Genomic DNA, 18,584 nt, shown 5'->3' with positions numbered 1-18,584 from the left:
GCAGGCACTTCATGAGCACCGTGACGCACTTGTCGTACGAGGAGGCGGTGGCCGCGTTCGAGCCGGTCATCGGCCTGGAGACGCACGTCGAACTCGGCACCAACACCAAGATGTTCTGCGGCTGCCCGACTGTGTTCGGCGCCGAGCCCAACACGCAGGTCTGCCCGGTCTGCCTCGGCCTGCCCGGCGCCCTGCCGGTCGCCAACCGCGCCGCGATCGAGGCCACGATCCGCATCGGTCTCGCGCTGAACTGCTCGATCGCGCCGTGGGGCCGCTTCGCGCGCAAGAACTACTTCTACCCCGACATGCCGAAGAACTTCCAGATCAGCCAGTACGACGAGCCGCTGTGCGTCGAGGGCTACCTCGACGTCGAGGTGGACGGCGAGATGGTGCGCATCGGCATCGAGCGCGTGCACCTCGAGGAGGACACGGGCAAGACGCTGCACGTCGGCGGCGCGACCGGGCGCATCCACGGCGCGACGGAGTCCCTCGTGGACTACAACCGCGCCGGCATCCCGCTGGTCGAGATCGTGACCAAGCCGGTCCCGGGCACGGGCGCCCGCGCGCCGGAGATCGCCAAGGCGTACGTCGCCGAGCTGCGCGACGTCGTCCGCACCCTCGGCGTGTCCGACGTGCGCATGGAGCAGGGCTCGATGCGCTGCGACGTGAACACCTCGCTCAACCGCCCGGGCGCGGAGTGGGGCACCCGCACGGAGACGAAGAACGTCAACTCCCTGCGCAGCGTCGAGCGCGCCGTGCGCTCCGAGATCATTCGCCAGGCGGGCGTGCTCACCGACGGCGGCACGATCACCCAGGAGACGCGCCACTTCCACGAGGAGACCGGCGACACGACCTCGGGCCGCAGCAAGGAGACGGCGACGGACTACCGGTACTTCCCGGAGCCCGACCTCGTCCCGCTCGCCCCGTCCGCCGAGTGGATCGAGGAGCTGCGCGCGGCCCTGCCCGAGCTCCCGCGCGTGCGCCGCGAGCGCCTGCAGTCCGAGTGGGGCTTCAGCGACCTCGACATGCAGTCGGTGATCAACGCCGGCGCCGTCGAGCTCATCGCCGCGACGGTGGAGTCGGGCGCGTCGGCCGCGTCCGCGCGCAAGTGGTGGCTCGGCGAGCTCGCCCGCCGCGCCAACGAGACCGAGACCGAGCTCGACGCCCTGGGCGTGACCCCCGCCGCGGTGGCCGAGCTGCAGTCCCTGGTCGACAGCAGCAAGATCAACGACAAGCTCGCCCGCGTCGTCCTCGAGGGCGTCATCGCCGGCGAGGGCACGCCCTCCGAGGTCGTGACCGCGCGCGGCCTGGAGGTCGTCTCGGACGAGGGCGCCCTGACCAAGGCCGTCGACGAGGCGATCGCCGCCAACCCGGACGTCGCCACGAAGGTCCGCGAGGGCAAGGTGGCGGCCGCGGGCGCCCTGGTCGGCGCGGTCATGAAGGCCACGGGCGGCAAGGCGGACGCGAAGACCGTGCGCGAGCTGATCATCGCCCGGCTGTCCTGACGTCTCGTTTCATCCTTGCTCGGGTCCGCGTCACTTGCGGACCGTTGCTCCCGCCAGACAATGGGCGGTCCCGGAGGGCCTTCGGCCGGAAGGGACCGCCCAGCCAGGTCCGCGGCGCCAAGAACAAAAAGCCGCCGTCACTCCTGCCGCGCCTCCCAGCCGCCCGGAGCCTCCCAGCGCCTCGCGCTCTCGCTCAAGCCGCTCCCGGGCGCGCCTCTCGTCCCTGGACCGTTGTCCGGCTCGCTTCCGCGCCCGCTTCCGGCTCTCCCACCTCGGCATCTCGTGAAGTCGCTCCCGGCTCCGACTCGCGCACGTCGCCCTCTCGTACAAGCCGCTCCCGAGCGCGGGCTGCCGGGCCGAAGCTCTCCGCCATCGGCTGTCGCACCCCGTCGCCTCGCAAAGCCGCTCCCGCGCGCCCGTCTCCGACTCGCGCACCTCACCCTCCCGTGCAGACCGCTCCCGCGCGCTCGGCTCCGACTCGCCCAGTCGAACCGCCGGTTCCGCCTCGCGCACCCCGTCAACGCCCCCGAGCGCCATGAGCCGGCCGCCGAATCCCCCCCAAACCGTATTTACAACCCGACAGGCGAAAAATCCGAAAAGTCGCGGCGCGGAGCGCCCGACTTTTCGCGTCCAAACGATCCCTACGGCGTAGGACTCGGCGACGGAGCCGGCGACGAGGACGACGCCGATGCCGAGGGTGCCGGCGTCGGAGCCGCCTTCGTGTCCGGCTGCACGATGTGCCGCTGCAGCGCCACCTCGGTCAACCCGGTGCCCCCGACCTGGATGTCGTCGTAGGCGGAGAGGTGACGGTCTTTGTCGAAGTACAGGATGGAAAGCGCGAGTGGCAAGGGCTTCGAGCTCTCCAGCCCGCGCAGCCCCGCCCCGCCCGTCGAGCCCTCCACCATGAGCAGGGTGCGCTCCTGCAGTGCCCGCACGGCCGCGGACGCCGAGGCCGAGGGCGACGTCTCGGGAGCCGGCACCGCCACCTGCGCGGCCGCGCCCGGGTTCGGGTTGAGGCGCGCGATCGAGCGCTCGTGCTTGTGTCCGGCCAGCACCAGCGGGCACAGCCCGGCGAGCTCCTGGGCCGCCACCGGGTCGTGCACCATCGCGACGTCGACCGGCTTGGTGCTGGAACGGATCTTCTCCGCCAGGATGTCGCCCGAGGTCACGACCTGTTTGTGCTGCTCGTCGTTCGACTCGTCCGTCGACTTGTCCGGCGTGAACCGCGGATCGCCGATGCCGGCGAAGGTGAGGCCCTTCACGCTGACGATCGTGTCGTCGAGCACCGTGGCGTTGGGCTGGCGTGCGACCGCGGCGGCGGTGACGGCCGAGTCGTGGTTGCCGCGGATGTAGAGGTACGGGACCTTCAGATCGCCGATGACGTTGACGTAGGACGCCTCGGGCTCGCTGCCCCAGTCGTTGATGTCGCCCGTGTCGACGATGATGTCGATGTCGAACTGGTCCGCGACCGAGCGCACGACGCCCCAGGCCGCCGGGTTGAGGTGCATGTCGGAGATGTGCAGGACCTTGGTGGTGCTCTTGTCCGGCTCGTACACCGGCAGCGCCGAGATCGTGCCGTAGAGCTTGCTGACGTTGAGCACCAGCTTCTGCAGCTGCGAGCGGTACTCCTCGTACCGGTCGGTGATCCGCTTCGCGTCGCCGATGATGGCCGGGGCGTTGACGAGCAGGCCGCGGTACGTCGGCTCCTGGATCGCCGCGGGATTGAACGTGAGCAGCGTCGCGGCCCCGGTCGAGGCCAGCACCCCGATCACCACGAGGCCCCCGGCCGCCGTCGCGCGGCGCGCCCGGAACACCAGCGCGACCAGGATCATCGCGCCGAGCAGGCCGCTGCCCGCCGTCTGCAGCGCCAGCCGCCGCACGCCGAGGCTGAGCTGGTCCACCGCGTCGTGGCTGATCTGCTCGAGATTGCCGGTCTTCGCCGCGAACGCGCGGGTGCGCGCCTCGTCCAGCGACTCCAGCCGGATGCGCAGGTGCACGGGGCCGTCGTGGCTGTTCAGCTCCAGCGAGCCCAGCGGCGGGATCTCCACCGAGGTGTCGCCGTGCCAGGACGGGACAAGCGAGAGCTGCGCGCGGAAGGGCCCGATGTCCTGCGTCGTGGTCCCGCCGAGCTCGACGCCGATGATCATCCCGATGACCGCGACGGCGCCCACGAGCAGCCCGTGGCCGATCCGCCGCAGGCGTTTGTGCCTCGGCGCCCGGGCGCGGCCGCTCCCGGGCCCGGCCGGGTGCCTCCGGCGACCGGCGGCCATGATGGTCGCGCGGCGCCGGGCCCGTTGGGCGGCCAGCGCGGCGCGACGGCTGAACGGGGAGCTCAACTCTTGCCGGCCTCGCCGACGTCGCTGATCACCAGGCGCAGGAGCATGTCGTCATCCGGCTTCGGCGTGCCGCGGCCGTCCTTGTTGGACGTGGAGATCCACAGGCTGCCGTCGGGCGCGACCGCGGCCGCGCGGAGGCGACCGTACTTGTCCTGCAGCAGCGGCACCGGCGCGCCCAGGAGCGTGCCGGCCTCGGTGACCTGCATGACGTACATCCGCTGGCCTTTCAGGCACGAGGTCACCAGGTAGCCGCTCAGGTAGGCCAGCCCCGAGCACGAGGCGTCGGCGGTCTTCCATGTCATGATCGGGTTGGTGAACTTCGGGTCGGTGCCGCGGCCCTCGACCGTCGGCCACCCGTAGTTCTTGCCCGCCTCGATCACGTTGAGCTCGTCGGCATCGCTGGCCCCGTACTCCATCGCGTACATGCGCTGGTTCTTGTCCCACGCGAACCCTTGCACGTTGCGATGTCCGTAGCTGTACACGGCGGTTCCGAACGGGTTACCGGGCGCCGGCTTCCCGTCCGGCTGGATGCGCAGGATCTTGCCGCCGAGGCTGTTGAGGTCCTGGGCGCTCTCGGGCTTGTTCCCGTCGCCGGTGGCCACGTAGAGGAATCCGTCCGGCCCGAAGCGCAGCTGGCCGCCGTTGTGGATGCCCGCCTTGGGGATGCCGGTCAGGATCGGCACCGGCGCCTGCCCGAGGGTCAGCTTGGCGACGCGGTTGTCGTCCTGGGTGGTGTAGTACACAAACACCGTGTTATCCGTGTCGTACTGCGGCGAAACCGCGATTCCGAGCAGTCCGCCCTCGCCGCCCGGCACCGCGGCGTCGATCTTCTGCAGCTCCGCCACGAGCATGCCGTCGGACGTGGTCGCCGTGCCGACCTTGAGCAGCCGCTTGCTGTCACGCTCGGTGACCAGCCCGGAGCCGTCCGGCAGGAACGCGATGCCCCACGGCACCGCGAGCCCCTTGGCCAGCACGGTGACCGAGACCTCGGCCCCGCCCTCGTCGCTGCTGCCGGAGCTCGACGGCGACGGGTACGGCGACAGCTTCGGCGGCGACCCCAGCTCGTCCGGCGGCGGTGGCCCGAACGAGCAGCCCGCGAGGGCAAGGGCCGCCGCGGCCGCGCAGAGCACGGCGAGGCTCCGACCAGCGGGCCGGCGGGCAGAACGGTGCGTCCGGGCGTTCACCCGGCCAAGCGTAGCGTTGCCGCTCGGGAGCGACGTTTTCCGCCGTCGTTCCCACCCCGCGCGTCTTGCTCTTATCACGCGCGCGTCGTTTTGCCCGGGCCGCGGGGACCTGCATCATCGACCGCATGGTGAAGATCTGGGTCGCCCACGAGTGCGGCTCGGAGCTCCTCCGCGCCGCGAACGCGCGGCAGGAGGCGGTCGTCGAGGTCATGCCGGCGCCGGGAGAGCTGCCGTCGGACCCGGACGACGTGGCCTTCTGGGTGCCCCCGTTCCTGGCCAAGCCCGAGGTCACCGCGCTCACCCGCGAGATGCCGAAGCTGCGGGTCATTCAGCTGTTGAGCGCGGGCGCGGACGCGTGGGCGGGCCGGGTCCCGGACGGTGTGGCCCTCTGCGATGCCCGGGGCGTGCACGACTCCTCGACGGCCGAATGGGTCGTCGGGGCCGTCCTGGCCTGCGTGCGCGAGTTCCCGTCGTTCGCGCGGGCGCAGGAGCGGGGGGAGTGGGCGTACCGCCGCACGGACGAACTGGCCGGCAAGCGCGTGCTCATCGTCGGCTCCGGCTCGATCGGCCGCGCGACCGAGGCGCGCCTGGCCCCGTTCGACGTCGAGGTGACCCGCGTCGCGCGGCGCCCGCGCGAGGGCGTGCACGGCGTCGAGGAGCTGCCGTGGCTGCTGCCCGACGCCGATGTGGTCGTGCTGCTGGTACCGCTCACTCCCGAGACCCGCGGCCTCGTCTCGGCCGGGTTCCTGTCGCACATGCGCGACGGCGCCCTGCTCGTCAACGCCGCCCGCGGCCCGGTGGTCGACACCGAGGCCGTGACCGCGACCGCGCGAACCGGCCGCATCGCCTTCGCCACGGACGTCACCGACCCCGAGCCGCTACCGCCCGACCACGAGCTGTGGCGCCTTCCTAACGTCTTCATCACGCCTCACGTCGCCGGCTCGGTGCCGGGCCTGTGGCGCCGCGGCTACACCCTCGCCGCGTCCCAGCTGCGCCGCTTCCTCGCGGACGAGCCCCTGGACAACGTGGTGACCGACGGCTACTGAGCGCGCTGGCCGGCCGGCTGCGGAGCGCTCTCGCCGTCGTCGGACGCGTCCGAGTCGTCCTCGCCGGCGGGGCGGTCGGCCCCGAGCGGCTGTCCGCCGGCCTTGATCAGGCGCGGTACGTCCGCGGCGCGCACGGCGTCCAGCAGCACCAGGTGGCCGTTGGCCAGGCGCGCCTGCACCCGCCCGCCGTCGATGACGAGGCCGTCCACGGCGTTCCACGGGACCGTGCGGCGGCCGAGCAGGGCGCGCACCGTGAACCCGCGCTCGTCGACGTCGGTGCCCGCGCGCCAGGCCCAGATGGCGACGGCGAGGGGAATCAGGAGCACCAGCAGGAACCAGACACTCTCGGCGAGCAGTGGAATGGCGCCGATCACGGTGATGCCCGCCGCCACGGCGAGGGCTGCGCTGCGCCGGAACTTGACCTTGACCTGGTTGCTCACACAGCCATCCTCCCACCTTTCGAGGAACTGCCTCCGGGCGCCCGGCCGGGCATACTGAGCGCCGTGGGGGATGAGAACGGCCGCCCTTCGCCGCCACCGGCGGCCGGGGTTACGCTCGGTGCCGTGTTAGACGAGATCGCGACGGGCCGGAGGGCTCGTCGGGCGATCCGCGGTAATATGTCCGGCTTTGCGGGAGGCTGCCCGTGGGGGGAGGGCAGATCGTGACCGCCACGTTCCGTCGAGACACGCCCGCCCCGTGGGCCGAGGGCATCAAGCGCAGCAAGCGCGTCACCGTGCGCCCGACCGGAGCCGTGGCCGCCGGGCTGCTGGGCGCATCGGTCCTGGTCGCGCTGGCCGTGGCCGGCTGGGGGATCAAGGAGCTGAGCATCCTGTGGGGTGCCGCGGCGATCCTGGCGCTCGCCGGTGTGGTGGTGCTCACGCTGAGGGGCTTCCCGCTCTTCGCGATCCTGACCATCGCCGCGGGCGCCGTCGCCTGGGGCGTGGCCACGCGCGGTCGCCTGCCGGACAGCTGGTTCGACCTACCCGGTGTTCTGGGCTTCATCGGGATCAATCTCGCTTATGTCGTACCGTTGGCGGGCTCTTTTCTTTCCGCCCTGCTCCTCGACGCGCGGCGGGTGTCCCGGTCCTCCATCGACGAGGCCGTGAGCGGGCGCCGCTGGTGGGGCAAGCCCGACGACACGCTCCCGCGCCTGAAGGAGCTCGAGGTCATCCCGAGCTCCCGCTTCTTCGCCCTGGGCGAGGGCGGCTGCACGCATCTCGTCTCCGCCGGCCGCCGCGTCGCGCTGTTCCTGCCGACGGTCTGGCCGCACGGCGATTTCACGATGGACGCCGCGGGCCAGGTGCTGCGCGGCGGCCGCCTGTTCGTGCCCGGCTCGGAGGACGTCGACGGCCTCGCCGCGGAGGTGCACACCTGGCGCGAGCAGCTGGCCAAGGTCGGGGGTTCCGTCCGGGGGTACCTCGTGGTCGCCCCCTCCCGCGGCGACGTCTCCGAGGACCTGGTGATCTCCGTCGCACCCGGCGAGCACCTGCACCTCGTGCACGCCCACGAGATGGCGGACGCGGCCGGGCGCTGGCTGGCGGCCGAGCCGTACCGCGTCGACCTGCACGTCATGGAGCGCCTCCTCGTCCTCGCGGCGGGCAACGAGCTGCCGGAGCCCCTGTCGCTCCCGCGCACGTTCGCCCGCGAGGCGAGCGCGTCGTCCGCCGAGCGCTCGGACACGGCGTCGCCCACGGACGCGGCGTTCGCCGCCGCGGCGTCCTCGCCGTCGGGCACGTCCGCCGCGGCGGGCATGCCGACGGTGCTGGGCGGCACCGGAGAACCCACCGCCCCGACCACCGCCTGGCGCCCGGGCAACGGCGTCATGCGCGCGCGCCTGAGTCGCCTGGCCAAGAGCGCCGCCGCCCGCGGCGAGCATGCGGATGCCACAATCGCGGGCTCCGAGCCAGCCCCCGAACCGCCCACAGATGGCAACGGACCTGACCCCGCTACCCCGGAGGCCGCGTTGCGCTCCCAAGCCGATTCAAACTTCGGCCCAGCGTCCCGCTTCGACCGCGATCACGACCATGACGCGGATTTCGGAGCCCCGTCCCGCCGCGACCGCGACGCCGAGTACGGTGCCCCCGTGCGCGCCGACCGCGACCTTGGCCGCGACTCGGACTTCGGCGCGGCGTCGGGCTACGACCGCGACCTCGGCCGCGACGCCGACTTTGCCGCCCCCGCGCGTGCCGGCGGCCGCGGCTCGGGTCGCGACGCGGACCTCGGCGGCACGTCCCGATTCGACCGCGGCTACGACGCCTCCGGCCGCGGCTACGACGCCTCCGGCCGCGGGGGTGCCTCCTCGCGCGGGGACGACGACGCTTCCTCGCGCGGGCGCGACGGCGCCTCCGGCCGCGGGGGTGCCTCCGCCCAGGGGGACGACGACCCCGAGAGCTCATGGGAGGCCCGCTCGACCCGCGAACTCGTCGGAAACTGGGACAACGACTCGGCCAGCCGGATCGCGGCCTGGGCCGCGGAGGACACCTCCGACCCGGACGCCCGCGCCTCCGCACGGCGGGCCTGGTCCCCGATGGGCGGCGAGACACCGGCGCCGGGCGAGCGCTTCCGCTGGTCGAGCGAGGCGGAGGACGACTTCCCCACGGCGTACGAGGCGGGCAGCTGGCCCGACCCCTCCACCGACACCCAGCCGGCCCGCCCGGACGCGCGGCGCGAGACGCGCCCCACCGACGCGAGCGGCGACCCCCGCACCCCCGAGCCGAACGCGGACTCGTGGCGCGAGACCCGCGCTCCCGAGCCCGTGGCGGACTCATGGCGTGACTCGCGCGCTCCCGAGCCGAACGCGGACTCGTGGCGTGATTCCCGCGCTCCGGAGCCCGTGGCGGACTCGTGGCGTGACTCGCGCGCCCCCGAGCCGGTGGTCGAGCCTTCCTGGCGCGATACCCGCACGCCGGAGCCGGTGGCCGATTCGTGGCGGGAGAACCGCGCTCCCGAGCCGGTGCAGGAGCCGTGGCGGGAGCGCCGGGCACCCGAGCCGATCGCGGAGACGCGGGCGCCGGAGCCGGTTGCTGACTGGCGTACGCCGGGTCGGGAGCCATGGGCGGGCGACTCCCAGGACGCGCGGCGGGCGGACGAGCGGCCGGTCGTGGAATGGCCGCCGCCGCCGGCCGAGTCGCGGGGAGCCGAGCGCCTTCAGGTGGACTGGCGGACGCCCGATTCCCCCGCGCCCGAGCGGCCGTCGGTCGAGTGGCGGTCCGCGCCGGACGCGCCCGCGCCCGAGCGGCCGTCGGTTGACTGGCTGGCGGCGCCGGAGCGGCCCGCGGCGGAGTGGCAGTCCGGGGCGGAGCGGCCCGCGTCCGAGCGGCCGACCGTCGACTGGCAGCCCGCGTCCGAGCGGTCCGCGGGCGAGCGGCAGCCCGCGTCCGAGCGGCCCTCCGTGGAGTGGCGGTCCGCGTCCGAGGCGGGTCCGTCGCAGCGGCCGTCCGTGGAGTGGCGGTCCGCCGAGGCGCCCGCGGCCGGGCGTGGTGCCGATGAGGTGCGGCCGAGTGCGCGGCCGTCCGTCGAGTGGCAGCCGGCGGCGGAGAACGGCGCGTCCGGGCGACCTTCGGTTGAGTGGCAGCCCGCAGCGGAGAACCGGCCGTCCGTCGAGTGGCAGCCCGGGGCGGAGGCCGGGCCGTCCGTTGACTGGCGGACGTCGCCTCAGGCGGGCGGTGGGGACTGGCGTAACTCGGAGCCGGGCCGGGAGCAGCAGCCGGCGGCCGGAGAGGCGCGGCGGCGGCCTGAGCGGGCGCCCTTCACCGGGAGCCTGTTCGAGGGCGATTCGCCCGAGCTCGTGGCCAAGCCGCTCGAGCTGCGGCGGTCCTGGGAGTCGTCCGATGCCGCGTCGCGGTCGATTCGGCGGCGGGATCGGCAGCAGCCGGGCGAGGTTGAGAACGTCGACGCGCGGGAGCAGCGGACCGCGAGCTGGCCCAGCGTGCCGGGTGCGGATGCGGGCCCGATGCCGGGCATGGGGCAGCCGAACGCGGCCCCGGCCGGGAACGGGCGTACCACCGACGCGTGGGAGGCCCAGGCCGGCAGTGGGCGGGCCGCCGACGCGTGGGAGGGCCAGGCCGCAGCTGGGAACGGCCGTGCCGCCGACGCGTGGGACCCCAGGTCCGAGAACCCGAACACGCAGGCCCAGCCCGCCGCCCCGGCCGGCGGTGGATGGAACAGCCAGCCGTGGGCTTCCCACCCCTCGGGCCGGGAAGCCCAGGGCCAGCCCGACTTCGCGGCCGGGGGAGGAGCGAGCGCCCAGCAAGGGGCGAGCACCCAGCCGTGGGAGGCGCAGGCTCCGAGCCGCGACGAGCCGGCCACTCAGGCGTGGCCGGGCCGGAACGGGCGTACCACCGATGCGTGGGAGTCCCGGCCGCAGCGGCCCGCGCCGCCGCCGGTCGACAACCACGCGCCCGCGGGGCGTGCCGGTGAAGAGGCCTGGTGGGACGGGCCCGCGCAGGCGCCCGTGCCGCCGCCCGTCGCCGACGGCGGTGACGGCAGTCCCGAGAAGGCCAAGAAGTCCCGCTGGGGGCGCAACAAGGACAAGGACAAGAAAGAGCGCAACAGCCCGGAGGAGACCGCCGGCGCCTGGGCCTCCGAGCCGGGCGAGCGCTGGGAACCCGCGGCGCCCAGGAACGAGGAGCCGCGCAACGAGGGCTGGGAGCGCGCCGCGCCCAGGAGCGAAGAGCCCGGCAACGAGGGCTGGGGCGGCGGCGAGCGCATCCCGGAGCAGCGCAAGCGCGAGCAGCAGCAGCTCTCCGCGTTCGAGGACCTCGCCCCGCTCGAGCTCAACCTCGACGAGGAGCCGAAGGAGAAGACTCGCAGGTTCCTGCGCCGGAAGTGATCGAAGAGCCGAACGAGGGGGCGCGCCGCGAAAGCGGAGCGCCCCCTCGGGCGTCAGCGCAGCGGGTAGGACGAGAGCAGCTCCCGAACCTCACCGGCGATCACGTCGAGCGCGTCGTCGTCCGACTTCAGGGCGGCGTCCACGGCGCGGGAGATCCACGAGGCCACCTGGGGCATCGCGGACTCCGTGAGGCCGCGGGTGGTCAGCGCGGGAGTACCCAGGCGCAGACCCGACGGGTCGAAGGGCTTGCGGGTGTCGTACGGCACCGTGTTGTAGTTCGTCTCGATCCCCGCGCGGTCGAGGGCCTTCGCGGCCGGCTTCCCGCCGATGCCCTTGCCGGTGAGGTCGAGCAGGAGCAGGTGGTTGTCGGTGCCGCCCGACACGAGGTCGAAGCCGTGCTCGAGCAGGGCCGAGGCCAGGGCGCGGGCGTTGGCGACCACCTGCTGGGCGTACACCTTGAAGGAATCCTGTGAAGCCTCGCCCAGGGCGACCGCGATCCCGGCGGTGGTGTGGTTGTGCGGGCCGCCCTGCAGGCCTGGGAACACGGCCTTGTCGATGGCGGACGCGTGCTCCGCGGTGCACATGAGCATGGCGCCCCGCGGGCCCCGCAGCGTCTTGTGCGTCGTGGTCGAGATGATCTCGGCGTGCCCGACCGGGGACGGGTGCGCCCCGCCCGCCACGAGGCCGGCGATGTGCGCGATGTCCGCGACGAGCACCGCGCCCACCTCGCGGGCGATCTCGGCGAAGCGCGGGAAGTCGATCGTGCGCGGAATGGCCGTACCGCCGCAGAAGATGAGCCTCGGGCGCTCCCGCAGGGCCAGGTCACGCACCTCGTCGAGGTCCACGCGGCCGGTCTCGCGGCGGACCGAGTACTGCACCGGCCGGAACCACTTGCCCGTCGCCGACACTGGCCAGCCGTGCGTGAGGTGCCCGCCCATCGGCAGCGCCATGCCCATGACGGTGTCGCCGGGCTTGGCCAGGGCCAGGTAGACGGCGAGGTTCGCGGGCGAGCCCGAGTACGGCTGGACGTTCGCGTGCTCGACGCCGAACACGTGCCTGGCCCGCGCGATCGCGAGCTCCTCGATGGGGTCGACGAAGCGCTGGCCCTCGTAGTACCGCTTCCCGGGGTAACCCTCGGAGTACTTGTTGGTCAGCACGGAGCCGGTCGCCTCGAGGACGGCCCGGGAGACGTAGTTCTCCGAGGCGATCATCCGCAGCGTGTCGTGCTGACGCTGCTCCTCGCCCTCGACGAGCGCGGCCAGCTCGGGGTCCACCAAGCGCAAAGAAGACATGCAGCCTCCTGATACGTCGGGACACCCAGGCGCGCGGTGCCCGCGATCGGAAGCTCCCCGGTGGTCGGTTCCACCTTGATGTGCGCCAGTCGCGATGACTGACGCACATCCTAGTGGAACTTTACGGAACCCGGCGGTAAGCGCCGTCACTCGCCGACGTCGCCATCGACGCGTACGCCCGCAGCGCCGCCGACACCGGCCGCTCGCGGTCGAGCGGGGTGTAGGGCCGCTCCCGCTTGTCCTGCGCGATCTTGCGCGCGGCCAGCTCCTCGTCGCCGACGACGAGCTGGATGGAGCGGGCCGGGATGTCGATGTCGATGCGGTCGCCGTCCTCGACGAGCGCGATGAGCCCGCCGCCGGCCGCCTCCGGGCTGATGTGCCCGATCGACAGGCCCGACGTGCCGCCGGAGAAGCGCCCGTCGGTGATCAGCGCGCAGGCTCGGCCGAGCCCGCGGCCCTTGAGGAAGCTGGTCGGGTACAGCATCTCCTGCATCCCGGGGCCGCCCTTCGGGCCCTCGTAGCGGATGACGACGACGTCGCCCTCCACGACCTCCTTGGCGAGGATGCCGTCGACGGCGGCCTCCTGCGACTCGAAGACCTTCGCGCGGCCGGAGAACGTCAGGTTCTCCTCGGGCACGCCGGCCGTCTTGACGACGCAGCCCTCGGGCGCGAGGTTGCCGAAGAGGATCGCCAGGCCGCCGTCCTTGGTGTAGGCGTGCTCGACGCTGCGGATGCACCCGTTCTCGCCGTCGGTGTCGAGCGAGTTCCACCGGTTCTCCGTGGAGAACGGCTCGGTGGTCCGCACGCCCCCGGGCGCGGCGTGGAACAGCTCGAGCGCCTGCTCCGAGGCCTTGCCGCCGCGAATGTCCCACTCGTCGACCCACTCGCGGAACGTCGGGGAGTGCACCGACCAGACGGACTCGTCGATCAGCCCGCCGCGCGACAGCTCGCCGAGGATGGCGGGGATGCCGCCGGCGCGGTGCACGTCCTCCATGTGGTACTTCTGCGTGTTCGGTGCCACCTTGGCCAGGCAGGGCACGCGACGCGAGATCCCGTCCATGTCGGCCACGGAGAAGTCGAGCTCGGCCTCCCGTGCGGCGGCCAGCAGGTGCAGCACGGTGTTGGTGGACCCGCCCATCGCGACGTCCAGCGCCACCGCGTTCTCGAAGGCGGGCCGGGAGGCGATCGCCCGCGGCAGCACCGAGGCGTCATCGGAGAAGTAGTAGCGCTTGGCGAGGTCGACGATCAGCGAACCGGCCCGCTCGAAGAGCGCCTTGCGCGCCGCGTGCGTGGCCAGCGTCGAGCCGTTGCCCGGCAGGGCCAGCCCGATCGCCTCGGTCAGGCAGTTCATGGAGTTGGCGGTGAACATGCCCGAGCAGGAGCCGCACGTCGGGCAGGCGGAGCGCTCGATCTGGCCGAGCTGCTCGTCCGTGACGGACTCGTTGGCGGAGGCGATCATCGCGTCGATGAGATCGAGCTTGGCGTCCTTCTCGTGGACGATGCCCTCGATCGAGATGGTCTTGCCGGCTTCCATGGGGCCGCCGGAGACGAAGACGGTCGGGATGTTGAGGCGGAGGGCGGCGAGCAGCATGCCGGGCGTGATCTTGTCGCAGTTGGAGATGCACACGAGGGCGTCGGCGCAGTGGGCCTGCACCATGTACTCGACGGCGTCGGCGATGAGCTCGCGGCTGGGCAGCGAGTAGAGCATCCCGCCGTGGCCCATGGCGATGCCGTCGTCGACGGCGATGGTGTTGAACTCCTTGGCGACCCCACCGGCCTCGGCAACCGCGTCGGCGACGATCATGCCGAGGTTGCGGAGGTGGACGTGGCCCGGCACGAACTGCGTGAAACTGTTGGCGATGGCGACAATCGGCTTGCCGAAGTCGGAGTCGGTCATGCCAGTGGCGCGCCAGAGGGCGCGCGCGCCGGCCATGTTGCGACCAGAAGTGGAAGTCTTGGACCGCAGCTCGGGCATACTTGGAGTCTGACACGTTCCGCATCCTGGGATAGGTTGACTCAGGCCATGAGATGCGCCAGAGTGGGCTCATGTCGTCGAGGTCGCTCCGAGTACTTATCATCTAGCGCGCCGACGCCTGCCGTCAGCGCGCTAGCCCCCCGTGCCGAGCACGTGGGGTTTTTTCATGTCCGGAGCCTTGCCTAGACACCTTCGAGCGAAAGTGCGAAAGCGATGACGAGACCCACGCCAGAAGTGCTCGCCCACCGGGGGCACCCCGCACCGCCCGCCACCGCGCCGGCCGCCGACAAGAAGGCCCAGCCGGAGCTGCTCACCGGGGCGCAGGTACTCGTCCGCTCGCTCGAGGCCCTCGGCGCCGACGTCGTGTTCGGCATTCCGGGCGGCGCGATCCTCCCGGCGTACGACCCGCTGTTCGACTCCGAGAACGTCCGGCACATCCTGGTCCGCCACGAGCAGGGGGCCGGCCACGCCGCCACCGGCTACGCGCAGGCGACCGGCAAGGTCGGCGTGTGCATGGCCACGTCCGGCCCGGGCGCGACCAACCTGGTGACCCCGATCGCCGACGCCTACATGGACTCGGTCCCCATGGTGGCCATCACCGGCCAGGTCGCCTCCAGCTACATCGGCACGGACGCCTTCCAGGAGGCGGACATCGCCGGCATCACGCTGCCGATCACCAAGCACAACTACCTGGTCCAGTCGGGCGAGGAGCTGCCCCGGGTGCTCGCCGAGGCGTTCCACCTGGCCGGCACCGGCCGCCCCGGCCCCGTCCTGGTCGACATCCCCAAGGACGTGCTGCAGAACAAGACCACGTTCAAGTGGCCGCCGACCATGGAGCTGCCCGGCTACCACCCGACCCTGCACCCGCACGGCAAGCAGATCCGCGAGGCGGCCCGCCTCATCGCCGCGGCCAAGCGCCCGGTGCTCTACGTCGGCGGCGGCGTCATCAAGGCCCACGCCTCCGAGGTGCTGCTGAAGCTGGCCGAGCTGACCGGCGCCCCGGTCGTCACGACGCTGATGGCCCGCGGCGCCTTCCCGGACTCCCACCCGCAGCACATGGGCATGCCGGGCATGCACGGCTCGGTCGGCGCGGTCTACGCCCTGCAGAAGTCCGACCTGCTCATCACCATCGGCGCCCGCTTCGACGACCGCGTGACCGGCACGCTGTCGACGTTCGCGCCGAACGCCGCGGTCATCCACGCCGACATCGACCCGGCCGAGATCGGCAAGAACCGCACCGCCGACGTGCCGATCGTGGGCGACGCCAAGCACGTGATCGAGGAGCTCATCGCCGCCGTCTCGGCCGAGCACGCGGCCGGGCGCAAGCCGAGCGTCACCGACTGGTGGGCGACCCTGGACGACATCCGCGGCCGGTACCCGCTGGGCTACGAGGAGCCCGCGGACGGGACGCTGTCGCCGCAGTACGTCATCGAGCGCATCGGCAAGCTGGTCGGCCCGGAGGCGATCTACACCGCGGGCGTGGGCCAGCACCAGATGTGGGCCGCGCAGTTCATCAAGTACGAGCACCCGGCCACCTGGCTCAACTCGGGCGGCCTGGGCACCATGGGCTACGCGGTGCCGGCCGCGATGGGCGCCAAGGTCGGCCGCCCGGACAAGACGGTCTGGGCGATCGACGGCGACGGCTGCTTCCAGATGACCAACCAGGAGCTGGCCACCTGCGCCCTGGAGGGCATCCCGATCAAGGTCGCCGTCATCAACAACGGCAACCTGGGCATGGTCCGGCAGTGGCAGACGCTCTTCTACGACCAGCGGTACTCCAACACCGAGCTCGGCACCCACAAGCACCGCATCCCGGACTTCGTGAAGCTCGCCGACGCGCTGGGCTGCTTCGGGCTGCGCTGCGAGACCAAGCGCGACGTCGACGCGACGATCGAGGCCGCGATGAAGGTCAACGACCAGCCCGTCGTCATCGACTTCGTGGTCGGCAAGGACGCGATGGTGTGGCCGATGGTCGCCGCCGGCACGAGCAACGACGAGATCATGTTCGCGCGGGGCGTCCGTCCCGCGTTCGACCAGGACGACGTGTAGGAGTAGCACCGACATGGCCAAGCACACCCTCTCCGTCCTGGTGGAGAACAAGCCCGGCATACTGGCCCGCGTCGCGGGGCTGTTCGCCCGCCGCGGCTTCAACATCGACTCCCTGGCCGTCGGCGAGACCGAGCACCCTGAGGTCTCCCGGATGACGATCGTGGTCAACGCGGACGAATCCCCGCTGGAACAGGTGACCAAGCAGCTCAACAAGCTCGTGCAGGTCCTGAAGATCGTCGAACTCGACACCACCGCCAGCGTGCAGCGCGAGCTGCTGCTGGTGAAGGTGCGCGCGGAACGCCCGGTGCGCTCGCAGGTCCTCGAGACCGTGAACCTGTTCCGGGCCCGCGTGGTCGACGTCGCCGCCGACGCCCTCACCATCGAGGCGACCGGCACGTCGGAAAAGCTGGACGCGCTGCTTCGTGACCTGGAGCCGTTCGGTATCAAGGAAATGGTCCAGTCCGGCGTCGTGGCCATCGGCCGCGGCTCCCGCTCCATCACGACCGGTCCGGCGCTCCGCGCCGCCTCCTGAAATTCTCGAAAGGAACAAGCACATGCCCGCCGAGGTGTTTTACGACGACGACGCCGACCTGTCGTTGATCCAGGGCCGCAAGGTCGCGGTGCTGGGGTACGGCAGCCAGGGTCACGCCCACGCGCTGAGCCTGCGCGACTCCGGCGTCGACGTGCGCATCGGCCTGCCCGAGGGGTCCAAGAGCCGCGCCAAGGCCGAGGAGCAGGGCCTGCGCGTCCTCACCCCGGCCGAGGCGAGCGCCGAGGCAGACGTGATCATGATCCTCGCGCCCGACACGGCGCAGCGCTCGCTGTACTCCGAGCACGTGGCCCCGAACCTGACCGCCGGCAAGGCGCTCTTCTTCGGCCACGGCCTCAACATCCGCTTCGGGCTGATCACGCCCCCCGCGGACGTTGACGTGTGCATGGTCGCCCCGAAGGGCCCGGGCCACCTGGTCCGCCGCCAGTTCGTCGACGGCAAGGGCGTGCCCTGCCTCGTCGCGGTGGAGCAGGACGCGACCGGCAACGCGCTGCAGCTGGCGCTGGCCTACGCGGCCGGCATCGGCGGCACCCGCGCCGGCGTGATCAAGACCACCTTCAAGGAGGAGACCGAGACGGACCTCTTCGGCGAGCAGGCCGTGCTCTGCGGCGGCGCGTCGGCCCTGGTCCAGACCGGCTTCGAGGTGCTCACCGAGGCGGGCTACGCCCCGGAGATCGCCTACTTCGAGTGCCTGCACGAGCTCAAGCTCATCGTGGACCTGATGTACGAGGGCGGCATCGCCCGCATGCGCTACAGCGTCTCCGACACCGCCGAGTACGGCGACTACACCCGTGGCCCGCGCGTCATCGACGCCCGGGTCAAGGAGGAGATGAAGCGCATCCTGGGCGAGATCCAGTCGGGCGAGTTCGCCCGCGAGCTGATCGCCGAGGACGACGCCGGCCGCCCGAACTTCACCAAGTACCGCGAGCAGGGCGCCAACCACCCGATCGAGGAGACCGGCAAGCAGCTGCGCTCGATGATGAGCTGGGTCGACCGGCCCATCACCGAGACCGCCTGACCTGAAAAAAACGCGGCCCCTCTCGCTTTGAGAGGGGCCGCGCTGGTTCATGGCTCGGGTCCGCGTCACTAGCTGACCGTCGCTCCCGCCAGGAATCCCGACGTCCGTGGGTGGCGGCCGGCTCAGCGCACCCGGGCCGCGTTGGCCCGGATGGCATCGCGGATGTACGCCGCGAGCCCCGGGTGCTCGGTGTCGTAGTTCGCGGTGAACCGGGGATCGGACACGTACATCTCCCCGAGCCCCTGGTGGATCTCGGCCGAGCAGTCGTAGAACCAGCGGCTGATGTGCTGCCGGTGCGCCTCGGCGAGGTCCATGGCCCGCTCGTCGCCGGCCGGAACGCCTCCGTCGAACGCCGCGGCGAACTGGGCGGTGTTCTCGGCCGCCTCGCCCTTGATCCGCTCCCAGTCGGCCTTGGTGTACTGCGCCGTGCGGCGGGCGGACTGCTGGTACGCCTCGGTGGAGCCCCAGCGCTGCTCGGCCTCCTCGGCATGCTGATCGGGATCGAAGGAGCCGAACAGCTCCCGCTTCTCCTCGGGTGTCAGGTTCATCGTCATGCCCTCCAGCCTGATGTCTCCAGCGACTGGAGAGTCAACCCCCTTGGGGCCGGATCAATCCGAACACTCCGTGTCCGGATTGATCCCGCACCGCGCCGGCGTTCGAGCTCGGCAACGGCGGCCTGGTCACGACCGCGGCCGACTGGGTCGCGTTCGGCCGGATGCTCCTGACCGGAGGCACGGCCCCGGACGGCCGCCGCGTGCTGTCCGAGGCGTCGGTCCGCGCGATGACCACCGCCCAGAC

The 18,584-nt window shown here is 72.2% G+C and carries 12 protein-coding genes and 1 riboswitch; of the genes, 6 read left to right on the top strand and 6 right to left on the bottom strand.

Going from position 1 to position 18,584, the window contains the following annotated elements; all coding sequences use genetic code 11:
• The first annotated feature begins 11 nt into the window (after positions 1-11).
• Positions 12-1,505: an Asp-tRNA(Asn)/Glu-tRNA(Gln) amidotransferase subunit GatB gene (gene gatB, locus ABT369_RS49750; RefSeq protein WP_350624265.1), complete on the top strand. Its 1,494-nt coding sequence runs from the start codon at positions 12-14 to the stop codon at positions 1,503-1,505.
• A 641-nt stretch (positions 1,506-2,146) separates the two neighbouring features.
• Here gatB and ABT369_RS49745 read toward each other — a convergent pair.
• Positions 2,147-3,841, bottom strand: a complete 1,695-nt coding sequence (locus ABT369_RS49745) for a metallophosphoesterase family protein (protein WP_350624263.1) — start codon at positions 3,839-3,841, stop codon at positions 2,147-2,149.
• A complete protein-coding gene (locus ABT369_RS49740; protein WP_350624261.1) occupies positions 3,838-5,025 on the bottom strand; it encodes a PQQ-dependent sugar dehydrogenase in 1,188 nt (395 codons plus the stop codon). The genes ABT369_RS49745 and ABT369_RS49740 overlap by 4 nt, the downstream gene beginning before the upstream one ends.
• 128 nt (positions 5,026-5,153) lie before the next feature.
• Here ABT369_RS49740 and ABT369_RS49735 point away from each other — a divergent pair, with 128 nt between their 5' ends.
• On the top strand, positions 5,154-6,071 hold the full coding sequence (locus ABT369_RS49735; RefSeq protein ID WP_350624333.1) for a 2-hydroxyacid dehydrogenase: 918 nt from the start codon (positions 5,154-5,156) through the stop codon (positions 6,069-6,071).
• On the opposite strand, the gene ABT369_RS49730 is transcribed toward ABT369_RS49735, so the two are convergent.
• Entirely contained in the window at positions 6,065-6,511 is a 447-nt protein-coding gene (locus tag ABT369_RS49730; RefSeq protein ID WP_350624259.1) for a PH domain-containing protein, read from the bottom strand. The two genes, ABT369_RS49735 and ABT369_RS49730, sit on opposite strands and share 7 nt — an antisense overlap.
• A gap of 221 nt (positions 6,512-6,732) precedes the next feature.
• On the opposite strand from ABT369_RS49730, the gene ABT369_RS49725 reads away from it, so the two are divergent.
• Entirely contained in the window at positions 6,733-10,902 is a 4,170-nt protein-coding gene (locus tag ABT369_RS49725) for a hypothetical protein (protein WP_350624257.1), read from the top strand.
• Positions 10,903-10,955: 53 nt separating this feature from the next.
• Here ABT369_RS49725 and glyA read toward each other — a convergent pair whose 3' ends face one another.
• Both glyA and ilvD read right to left on the bottom strand, forming a co-directional pair.
• On the bottom strand, positions 10,956-12,194 hold the full coding sequence (gene glyA / locus ABT369_RS49720) for a serine hydroxymethyltransferase (RefSeq protein WP_350624255.1): 1,239 nt from the start codon (positions 12,192-12,194) through the stop codon (positions 10,956-10,958).
• A gap of 16 nt (positions 12,195-12,210) precedes the next feature.
• Positions 12,211-12,297: riboswitch (ZMP/ZTP riboswitch) on the bottom strand.
• Positions 12,298-12,315: 18 nt separating this feature from the next.
• The gene (gene ilvD, locus ABT369_RS49715) at positions 12,316-14,169 is read right to left on the bottom strand and encodes a dihydroxy-acid dehydratase (RefSeq protein ID WP_350624253.1); all 1,854 of its coding nucleotides are present in this window, start codon (positions 14,167-14,169) and stop codon (positions 12,316-12,318) included.
• A gap of 213 nt (positions 14,170-14,382) precedes the next feature.
• Between ilvD and ABT369_RS49710 the strand changes: the two genes are divergently transcribed.
• Genes ABT369_RS49710 through ilvC form a run of 3 tightly spaced genes read left to right on the top strand, consistent with a single transcriptional unit; the run spans position 14,383 to position 17,786 of the window.
• Entirely contained in the window at positions 14,383-16,218 is a 1,836-nt protein-coding gene (locus tag ABT369_RS49710) for an acetolactate synthase large subunit (protein ID WP_350624251.1), read from the top strand.
• Between the two features lie 13 nt (positions 16,219-16,231).
• On the top strand, positions 16,232-16,750 hold the full coding sequence (gene ilvN / locus ABT369_RS49705) for an acetolactate synthase small subunit (RefSeq protein ID WP_344613581.1): 519 nt from the start codon (positions 16,232-16,234) through the stop codon (positions 16,748-16,750).
• Positions 16,751-16,772: 22 nt separating this feature from the next.
• Positions 16,773-17,786 (top strand): ketol-acid reductoisomerase, encoded by a 1,014-nt coding sequence (gene ilvC / locus ABT369_RS49700; protein ID WP_350624249.1) that lies wholly within the window; start codon positions 16,773-16,775, stop codon positions 17,784-17,786.
• Between the two features lie 122 nt (positions 17,787-17,908).
• On the opposite strand, the gene ABT369_RS49695 is transcribed toward ilvC, so the two are convergent.
• Positions 17,909-18,340, bottom strand: a complete 432-nt coding sequence (locus ABT369_RS49695; RefSeq protein WP_350624247.1) for a TipAS antibiotic-recognition domain-containing protein — start codon at positions 18,338-18,340, stop codon at positions 17,909-17,911.
• Between the last annotated feature and the right edge of the window lie 244 nt (positions 18,341-18,584).

Origin of the sequence: Dactylosporangium sp. NPDC000244, from assembly GCF_040300725.1 — a bacterium.
Classification (GTDB): domain Bacteria; phylum Actinomycetota; class Actinomycetes; order Mycobacteriales; family Micromonosporaceae; genus Dactylosporangium.
Note: the sequence above shows the minus strand (reverse complement) of the source record. Positions and strands in the feature narration are given on the sequence as shown.

What these genes read in the sequence shown, in the direction of transcription:
- gatB (WP_350624265.1), top strand. Translation starts at nt 12, where the DNA reads ATGAGCACCGTGACGCACTTGTCGTACGAGGAGGCGGTGGCCGCGTTC.
- glyA (WP_350624255.1), bottom strand. Translation starts at nt 12,194, where the DNA reads ATGTCTTCTTTGCGCTTGGTGGACCCCGAGCTGGCCGCGCTCGTCGAG.
- ilvD (WP_350624253.1), bottom strand. Translation starts at nt 14,169, where the DNA reads ATGCCCGAGCTGCGGTCCAAGACTTCCACTTCTGGTCGCAACATGGCC.
- ABT369_RS49710 (WP_350624251.1), top strand. Translation starts at nt 14,383, where the DNA reads ATGACGAGACCCACGCCAGAAGTGCTCGCCCACCGGGGGCACCCCGCA.
- ilvN (WP_344613581.1), top strand. Translation starts at nt 16,232, where the DNA reads ATGGCCAAGCACACCCTCTCCGTCCTGGTGGAGAACAAGCCCGGCATA.
- ilvC (WP_350624249.1), top strand. Translation starts at nt 16,773, where the DNA reads ATGCCCGCCGAGGTGTTTTACGACGACGACGCCGACCTGTCGTTGATC.
- ABT369_RS49695 (WP_350624247.1), bottom strand. Translation starts at nt 18,340, where the DNA reads ATGACGATGAACCTGACACCCGAGGAGAAGCGGGAGCTGTTCGGCTCC.